The following is an 8,409-nucleotide window of genomic DNA, read 5'->3' as shown; positions in this document are numbered from 1 at the left end:
TCGAGCGAAGTCGAGACACCCGCGCGCGGCGTCTCGACTTCGCTCGACGCGAACGGACGTGGGGTGAAGTTCACGCTGCCCCCCGTCACCTCATACCCGGGCCGACCGCCGAGCACATAGCCCAGCGTCGACTTGCCCGCGCCATTGGGCCCCATGATCGCATGGATCTCGCCCGCATTGACGGTGAGCGAAAGGCCCTTGAGGATCGGCTTGTCCGCGACGCTGGCGGAGAGATTGTTGATTTGGAGCACTAGTGAGCCTCAGTAAGTAGCTTGAGCCGTTCGATTAGTTTTGGGACATTGGCTCTGGGAATAACGATCCATGGCTCTTCGTCATTGTACATCGCCGCTTCTTGGCGGATGACAATGTCATTGTCGGGATTGAGATATGCGACAACAGCCCGCGTAGAACGAACGATCTCTTCGCCTTTGAAATCGTTCCAGTCAAAATCATCGCTCATCAGCCGCTACTCCTCCAAAATCGTCACACTGAACTTGTTTCAGGGTCCATCCCTCCCGGCAAACCATCGCTCGCGGCGGCGCGATGGATGCTGAAACGAGTTCAGCATGACGGGTTGGGCGGGTGGGGCGATCATCGGCGGTCGCCCGGGCCGGTTGGGTAGCGGGTGCCGCCAGTCGTCGGCCGCGCGCCATAGGCCGGGCGCGGCGGCCGCAACGACTGCACAGCCTCGTCGATCCGGCGCACGACCGCGTCGCAATCTTCGGCCACTTCGGCAGCCGTGACGCGCAGCACCTTCAGCCCCAGCCCCGCCAGCTTGCGTTCACGCCTTGCCTCGGCATCGGCATCAGGCTCGCCCTCAGCTTCGATCTCCACCGCCAGCTTGCGCGTGGGCATCAGGAAATCGACGATCGCCGAGCCGACCACCGCCTTGAACTTGAATCGATGCCCGCCCATCGCGCCGTTCGCCAGCCGGGCCAGCAGCGCCGCTTCGGCCTCGCTCGGGTTGCGGCGCATTTCGCGGGCGCTTTCATGCAGGTTGTCGAGCCGCGCGGGCGAGACGCGCACCTTCGGTTTCAGTGCGGCATCCAGCGGCGCATCCGCCCGCAAGGTCAGCGTTTTCTTCATTATCCAACGCTTCCTTCAAGCGAAATGCCGAGCAGCTTCTGCGCCTCGACCGCGAATTCCATCGGCAATTGCTGGAGCACTTCCTTGGCAAAGCCGTTGACGATCAGCGCAACAGCTTCTTCCTGCGCCAGCCCGCGCTGCATCGCGTAGAACAACTGGTCGTCGCTGATCTTGCTGGTGGTGGCCTCGTGCTCGATCTGCGCGCTGGGATTGCGCACTTCGATATAGGGCACGGTGTGCGCGCCGCAGTCCTTGCCCAGCAGCAGCGAATCGCACTGGGTGAAATTGCGCACGCCCTCCGCGCCCGGCGCCACGCGCACCAGCCCGCGATAAGTGTTGTTCGAGTGGCCGGCGCTGATGCCCTTGCTGACGATCGTCGAGCGGCTGCGCTTGCCGTTGTGGATCATCTTGGTGCCGGTATCGGCCTGCTGGAAGTTGTTGGTGACCGCGACCGAGTAGAACTCGCCGACCGAATCCTCGCCATTCAGCACGCATGACGGGTACTTCCACGTGACCGCCGAGCCGGTTTCGACCTGGGTCCACGAAACCTTGCTCCGCTTGCCCTGGCACAGCGCGCGCTTGGTCACGAAGTTGTAGATCCCGCCCTTGCCTTGCGCGTCGCCGGGGTACCAGTTCTGCACGGTGGAATATTTGATCTCGGCATCGTCGAGCACGACGAGTTCGACCACCGCGGCGTGGAGCTGGTTTTCATCGCGCATCGGCGCGGTGCAGCCCTCCAGGTAGCTGACGTAAGCGCCCTTGTCGGCGACGATCAGCGTGCGTTCGAACTGGCCGGTGTTTTCAGCGTTGATGCGGAAATAGGTCGACAGCTCCATCGGGCAGCGCACGCCCTCGGGAATGTAGACGAAAGTGCCGTCCGAAAAGACCGCACAATTCAAGGCGGCGAAGAAATTGTCGTGCATCGGCACGACCTTGCCCAGCCACTGGCGCACCAGGTCGGGCATTTCGCGGATCGCCTCGGAAATCGAGCGGAACACGACGCCTGCCGACTCAAGCTCTTTGCGGAAGGTGGTGGCGACCGAGACCGAATCGAACACCGCGTCGACCGCAACCCGCCGCGCGCCCTCCACACCGGCGAGCATCTTCTGCTCCGCAAGCGGGATGCCCAGCTTTTCGTAAACGCGCAGGATCTCGGGATCGACCTCATCGAGGCTGCCGATCGTCTTCTTGGGCTTGGGCGCGGCGTAGTAGAACGCGTCCTGGTAATCGATCGGCGGAATGTTCAGCTTGGCCCAATCGGGCGCGGTCATCGTCAACCAGTGGCGATAGGCCTTGAGCCGCCATTCGAGCATCCATTCGGGCTCGTTCTTCTTGGCCGAAATGAAGCGGACGGTGTCTTCGCTGAGACCCTTGGGCGCGAATTCGGTTTCGATTTCGGCCGACCAGCCGTGTTCGTAATCGGCAACGCGGTCGGCGGCTTCGCGCGCGGCCAGATCCTTTACTTCCTCGCTCATGCCAGTGCTCCCAGCGGTTGCGAAAGCTGAGTCAGTGGCACCCCGGCCAGCGCACCGCGCAGTGCGGCGTTGACCGCGGGCCAATGCGGGCGGACCGAACAGCAGGCCTCCAGCGTGCAGGCGTGGCCGTCGTGGCGGTCCGATTCGCTGCAGGCGACCAGCGAGATCGGTCCTTCGACCGCTTCGACGATATCGGCCAGGCTGATCGCCGCCGCCGGGCGTGCGAGCTTGAACCCGCCACCCGCGCCGCGCACCGACTTGAGCAGTCCCGCTGCGGAAAGCTTGCTCACCAGTTTCTGCACGGTGGGCGCGGGCAGACCGGTTTCCTCGGCGAGTTGCAAGGCGTTGACGCGTGCGTGCCCGCAATGGCGCGCCGCCGCGCTCATCGTAACCACCGCATAATCCGCCATGCTCGATAGCCGCATCAGGAACCTCGGAACGCCGGACCGAAGAAATCGGACCAGATCGTTCCGGTTATTTAATCCGCAGAGCACCAAAGGGCAAGTCGCCTAAGCGTGCCCGATCGTGCAATGAAGGTGGCCGAGCCAAAAAAAGGGCGGCCCGACCACGAAGGATCGAGCCGCCCTAAAGTCGGGAACTCGTTACATTGCTGCACCGAGCCCTTCGGGTCGCAAGGATCGGATAGGCGGCAGAGCGAGTCGTTGATTGTATGGATTCGACAAAATCGATCCGAACCGCGCAATAAAGCGCTTGTGACAGATTTGTCGCAAAGCTGCCTTGTTGCGCGGTTGCGGCATTGCCCAGCGTCGTCGGCTCGCCTAGCCTTCGCCCATGCAGACAGTCCAAAGCCGTTTTCTCGCATGTTCGATCCGCGCATTCTTGCTGGGATCGGCACTTGTCGCGGGGGCAGACGCATCCGCCCGTGCTCCCCATCGTCACGCGCCTGCCCACGCACCGCCTCGCGCAGCCCCCGCAATCGCTCCTGGAGAAGCAATCGTTTCGGCCGCCGATCCGCGCGCGGCCGCGGCCGGCGTTGAAATCCTGAAAGCCGGTGGCAGCGCCACAGACGCCGCGATCGCCACTATGCTGGCGCTCAACGTCGTCGAACCGCAGAATTCCGGGCTCGGCGGCGGCGCATTCTACATTCGCGCCGATTCGGCAACCGGCGCGCTCGCCAGCATCGATGGCCGCGAAGCCGCGCCCAAGGCTGCCGGGCCGAACTGGTTCCTGGGGCCCGACGGCAAGCCGATCCGCGAAGGCTATATCGGAGGACGCAGCGCCGGGGTGCCCGGTTCGCTAGCGCTGATGGCGCAAGCCCACCGCAAGTTTGGCAAACTGCCGTGGGCGCGGCTGTTCACGCCCGCGATCCGGCTGGCGCAAGGCGGCATCATCGTGTCGCCCCGGCTCCACAACGGGCTCGACAAGTACGGCCGTCACATCGAAGGCGCCGCGCGCGCGATCTTCCTCGATGCCAAGGGCGATCCGGTGGCGATCGGCGCCACGTTGCGTCAGCCCGAACTTGCGCACACCATGCAGATGATCGCCCGCCTGGGGACCGCGCCATTCTATCGCGGCGCCCCGGCGGCAGCGATGGTTTCCACGCTCAACCACGCCACGCGCAATCCGTCCGCCATGACCACCGCCGATTTCGCCAGCTACCGCGCGATCGACCGCGCGCCGATCTGCGGCACCTATCGCGGCTGGAAGGTCTGCGGCATGGCGCCACCATCGTCGGGCGGGGTGACCGTGCTGATGATCCTCAAGCAGCTCGAACGCTTCGACATGGCCGCGCTCGGTCGCGCCAATCCAGTCTCGTGGCATCTTATCGCTGAATCCGAACGGCTCGCTTACGCCGATCGTGACGCCTACCTCGCTGATCCGGCGTTCGTGACCGTGCCCATCACCGGCCTGCTCGATCCCACTTACATCGCCGGCCGATCGGCGCTGATCTCGCCCTCGACCACGCTTGCCACGATCACGCCGGGCGCGCCCGCCGGCGCATCGCCACGCAAAAGCGCCGATTTCAAGCCCGACCCCGGCACCAGCTCGCTCTCGGTTGCGGACAGCCGCGGCGAAGTCGTCACCGTAACCGCCTCGATCAACGGTTACTTCGGTTCGGGCCTCGCCAGTGGCGGGGTGATGCTCAACAATGAACTGCCCGATTTCGACTTCGTGCCCACCAAGAACGGCGTGCTCACCGTCAACCGCGTCGAAGGCGGCAAACGCCCGCGCAGCTCGATGTCGCCCACCATCGTCTACGGCCCCGATGGCAAAGTGCGCCTGGCCATCGGCGCGGCCGGCGGCCCGACCATCATCTGCCAGATCGCAAAGGCGCTGATCGGGATGATCGACTGGAACCTCTCCGCGCAAGACGCCATCGCGATGGGCCTGGTGTTCGCGCCCGGCAAAGGCGGGGCGCTCGAAAAAGGCACCGAACTCGAAGCGATGCTGCCCGAATTGCAGAAACTGGGCGAAACGCTTCAGATCGCCCCGCTCGGGCTGAAGGCGAACGCGGTCGAGCGCGTGGGAGGCCGCTGGGTCGGCGCTGCCGATCCGCGCAGCGAAGGTGTGGCGGAGGATACGGCGGGGACGGTCACGACGATCGTGCGCCGGTCCAACGATCTCAATGGGGCGCACGAGTAGGAAGCTCACCCTGTCCGATCCCGGTTGCCGTAACGACGCCCCCCGGATAGTCTGCCCTGCAAACAGGGGCGAGGATTGCGGGTGCAGATTTCCGATTTTCAGGGCTTTACCAATCTTGTCACGATGTTCCTGCATCGCGCGGCCGAGCGGGGGGACCGGCCGTTCCTGGGCGCCAAGCACGCGGGCCAGTGGAGCACGATCAGTTGGCATGAAACGGCGGACCGGGTGTGCCGGCTGGCCGAGGCCTTGCGCGGGCTGGGGCTGAACGCGGGTGATCGGGTGATGCTGGTCAGCGAAAACCGGCCCGAATGGTGCATTGCCGATCACGCGATCATGGCGGCAGGGCTGGTAACGGTGCCGGCCTACACCACCAATACCGAGCGCGATCATCTGCATGTGCTCGAAAATTCGGGCGCGCGCGCGGTGATCGTTTCGAACGCGAAGCTCGCACTGCCGCTGTTGCCCGCCGCGCTGCGCGCCGAGAGTCTTGAGCACGTGATCGCGATCGAACCGATGCGCCAGTCACAGGGCGGCAAGCTGACATTCCACGCTTGGGACGATTTGCTGGCAGGGGGCGATGCGCTGGCCGCGCGCGCCGCGGTCGATACGCGGATCGCCACCATCGGGCGCGCCGATACCGCTTGCATTATCTATACCAGCGGCACCGGGGGGTCCCCACGCGGCGTGCTCCAGCACCACGGCGCGATCCTGACCTGCGTCGAGGGGGCGGCCACGGTCATCCATGAAGATCTGGTGTGGGAAGACGAACGCTTCCTGTCGTTCCTGCCGCTCAGCCACGCGTACGAACATACCGGCGGGCAATACCTGCCGATCGGCATCGGTTCGGAAATCTACTACGCCGAAGGGCTCGACAAGCTGGCGAGCAACATCGAGGAAACCCGCCCCAGCTTCATGGTGGTGGTGCCGCGGTTGTTCGAAGTGCTACGTACGCGGATCATGAAGCAGGTGGAAAAGCAGGGCAAGGTGCCCAATTACCTGATGGCGCGCGCGCTCAATCTGGCGGCCCGCAAGGGCGCCGGCAAAAGCCGCCTGATCGACAAGCCCATCGACCTGGTGCTTGAACGCACGCTGCGCCCCAAGATCCGCGCGCGTTTCGGCGGGCGGATGAAGGCGATGATCTCGGGCGGTGCGCCGCTCAACCCCGATGTCGGCCGGTTCTTCGATGCGATGGGGCTGATGGTGCTCCAGGGCTACGGCCAGACCGAGGCCGGCCCGGTGATCAGTTGCAACCGGCCGCGCGCCGGGCTGGCGATGGAAACCGTCGGGCCCCCGCTCAAGGGCGTGGAAGTCAAGATCGCCGAGGACGGCGAAATTCTGGTGCGCGGCGAACTGGTCATGCACGGCTACTGGCAGAACTCCGCCGAAACCGAACGCGCGATCCCGCACGACGGCCCCAACGCCGGCTGGCTGCAAACCGGCGACATCGGGCATTTCGACGCGCGCGGCCGGATCATGATCACCGATCGCAAGAAGGACATGATCGTCAACGACAAGGGCGACAACGTCAGCCCGCAAAAGGTCGAAGGGATGCTCACGCTCCAGCCCGAAATCGCCCAGGCAATGGTCTCGGGCGATCGGCGGCCCTACGTGGTCGGCCTGATCGTGCCCGACGCCGAATGGGCGCATGACTGGGCCCGCGCGCAAGGCGAAACCTTCGACATGACCGCGCTGCAAGACCTCCCCGCCTTCCGCAACGCCGTCCGCGCCGCGGTCGATCGCGTGAACAAGGACTTGTCGGTGATCGAAAAAGTCCGCCAGTTCACCTTTGCGGATGAGGCTTTCAGTACCGATAATGGCGAAATGACACCCAGCCTGAAGATCCGCCGGCACAAGCTGAAGGAGCGGTATGGGGCCCGGATGGATGCGCTGTACAAAAGCTGACATCGGAGGGGAATCGGCAGAGAACCGGGAACCGCGCGCTATGGCAGGCATCGCCTTGACAGCGCGGCGGCAGTCGCGCACTCGCACGTCATGCGCAAGCTTTCCGAGAAAATTGGCGTGGTTCTCGCAACCTACAATGGCGAGCGGTTTCTGCAGGAACAACTCGATTGTTTGGTTGCGCAGACGGTCCTTCCCAACAGGCTGGTGGTTTGCGATGATCGCTCGACGGATTCGACCATTGCAATATTGGAAAAATTCCGGAATTCGGCCCCGTTCCCTGTCGAAATACACATCAACCCGGGGACTTTGCTGCCTACGGAAAACTTCTTCCGGGCCGCTTCGCTATGTCCGACAGACTATGTAGCACTGTGTGACCAGGACGACTTATGGGACAAGCGCAAGATCGAATTGTGTGACCGGATGGCCACGATCAGCAATCCCGACCTGATCCTGCACTCGGTCGTCGATTTCGTTACAGATGCCGATGGCAAGATGGTCACTACCGATCCCAGGCTCGTCAAGGACGGCGTTGTTGCGGGCACTGCTGCCAATCCCGCGCTGATCTGGCTGGGCATGGCGATGGTTCCGCATAAACGGATTTTCGATGACATTCCGTTGCGCCAGGCTCTGTGGGGCGCTCACTTCGACCGGCTCCGCGCGATCGGCGCAGAATCCAACCAGTCCCATTGGTGGGAGTGCCACGACTTGTACCTGCTTTACCGGTTGCGCGAATCCGGTCGGATCGGGCTGATCGGCGACGTTCTTGCACACCATCGAACATTTGCGGGGGGATGGCATTCCGACCCCACGCCAGAAAGTCTGGGGCCAGCTTCGTAAGCCCAAACGGTTGCCAACGTCACAGGCGCCAAAGCCTATCGCGATCTTGCTGAATTTTGCCGCGAAATGACGCTTTTTTATGAAGAACTGGGCGGCCGGACCGAGGCGAAAACATATTATGAACGCTGGTCGAAACTCTGGTTCAACCGTGCCGACATCTATGATCGGGGCACGTCCTTGCCGGCCAAGCTGGTTGGAATTGCGCAGATCGCCAGATCATCGGGCTATCGCGGCAAATGGGCGGGCGGCTTCGGTTTGAAAAGCCTGGCAAGGGATCTTGCCAATGTCGCCGGAGTTCGCGTTTGAGACCATCTGCGCACATTCACCGGCTATCATCCGCGACAACCTCTCAAGCCACGCAAGCGTAATACCAACCTGCACTGATCATGACCCACGCGCCCATTTGCGGCGGCCGATGGTCATGATGTGCCAAGGCTGATCGATGAGCTTGTTCCAGGCTTCGCAGCAGTGGTCGATGATGTTGTCGTAGGATGTGAAGACGCGG

Annotated in this window: 9 protein-coding genes and 1 pseudogene; 4 read left to right on the top strand and 6 right to left on the bottom strand. The window is 63.5% G+C overall.

The window, feature by feature from the left end; genetic code table 11:
• The 5 genes from Q0R16_RS03255 to Q0R16_RS03235 form a co-directional block, all read right to left on the bottom strand.
• Positions 1-251, bottom strand: a 251-nt coding sequence (locus Q0R16_RS03255) for an ATP-binding cassette domain-containing protein (protein ID WP_295631842.1), incomplete at its 3' end; no start/stop codon positions are given.
• A complete protein-coding gene (locus Q0R16_RS03250; RefSeq protein ID WP_295631839.1) occupies positions 251-460 on the bottom strand; it encodes a hypothetical protein in 210 nt (69 codons plus the stop codon). The genes Q0R16_RS03250 and Q0R16_RS03255, both read right to left, overlap by 1 nt.
• Positions 461-591: 131 nt before the next feature.
• Positions 592-1,086 carry a DUF559 domain-containing protein gene (locus Q0R16_RS03245; RefSeq protein ID WP_295631836.1) on the bottom strand — a complete coding sequence of 165 codons (495 nt, stop codon included), beginning with the start codon at positions 1,084-1,086 and terminating at the stop codon, positions 592-594.
• Positions 1,086-2,561 (bottom strand): Fe-S cluster assembly protein SufB, encoded by a 1,476-nt coding sequence (sufB, locus tag Q0R16_RS03240; protein ID WP_295631833.1) that lies wholly within the window; start codon positions 2,559-2,561, stop codon positions 1,086-1,088. Before sufB ends, Q0R16_RS03245 begins: the two co-directional genes overlap by 1 nt.
• Positions 2,558-2,986, bottom strand: a complete 429-nt coding sequence (locus Q0R16_RS03235) for an Rrf2 family transcriptional regulator (RefSeq protein WP_295631830.1) — start codon at positions 2,984-2,986, stop codon at positions 2,558-2,560. The genes sufB and Q0R16_RS03235 overlap by 4 nt, the downstream gene beginning before the upstream one ends.
• A gap of 367 nt (positions 2,987-3,353) precedes the next feature.
• Between Q0R16_RS03235 and ggt the strand changes: the two genes are divergently transcribed.
• The 4 genes from ggt (at position 3,354) to Q0R16_RS03215 (ending at position 8,210) form a co-directional block, all read left to right on the top strand.
• Positions 3,354-5,165 (top strand): gamma-glutamyltransferase, encoded by a 1,812-nt coding sequence (ggt, locus tag Q0R16_RS03230; RefSeq protein WP_295631827.1) that lies wholly within the window; start codon positions 3,354-3,356, stop codon positions 5,163-5,165.
• An 81-nt stretch (positions 5,166-5,246) separates the two neighbouring features.
• The gene (locus tag Q0R16_RS03225) at positions 5,247-7,067 is read left to right on the top strand and encodes a long-chain fatty acid--CoA ligase (protein ID WP_295631824.1); all 1,821 of its coding nucleotides are present in this window, start codon (positions 5,247-5,249) and stop codon (positions 7,065-7,067) included.
• 90 nt (positions 7,068-7,157) lie between these two features.
• Positions 7,158-7,904 (top strand): glycosyltransferase, encoded by a 747-nt coding sequence (locus Q0R16_RS03220; protein WP_295631821.1) that lies wholly within the window; start codon positions 7,158-7,160, stop codon positions 7,902-7,904.
• A gap of 66 nt (positions 7,905-7,970) precedes the next feature.
• Positions 7,971-8,210 (top strand): hypothetical protein, encoded by a 240-nt coding sequence (locus Q0R16_RS03215; RefSeq protein ID WP_295631819.1) that lies wholly within the window; start codon positions 7,971-7,973, stop codon positions 8,208-8,210.
• 78 nt (positions 8,211-8,288) lie between these two features.
• On the opposite strand, the pseudogene Q0R16_RS03210 reads toward Q0R16_RS03215, so the two are convergent.
• Positions 8,289-8,409 (bottom strand): annotated as a pseudogene (locus Q0R16_RS03210) (IS630 family transposase); the annotation flags it as partial.

The organism is Novosphingobium sp., assembly GCF_025351285.1.
In the GTDB taxonomy this organism is placed as follows: domain Bacteria; phylum Pseudomonadota; class Alphaproteobacteria; order Sphingomonadales; family Sphingomonadaceae; genus Novosphingobium.
Note: the sequence above shows the minus strand (reverse complement) of the source record. Positions and strands in the feature narration are given on the sequence as shown.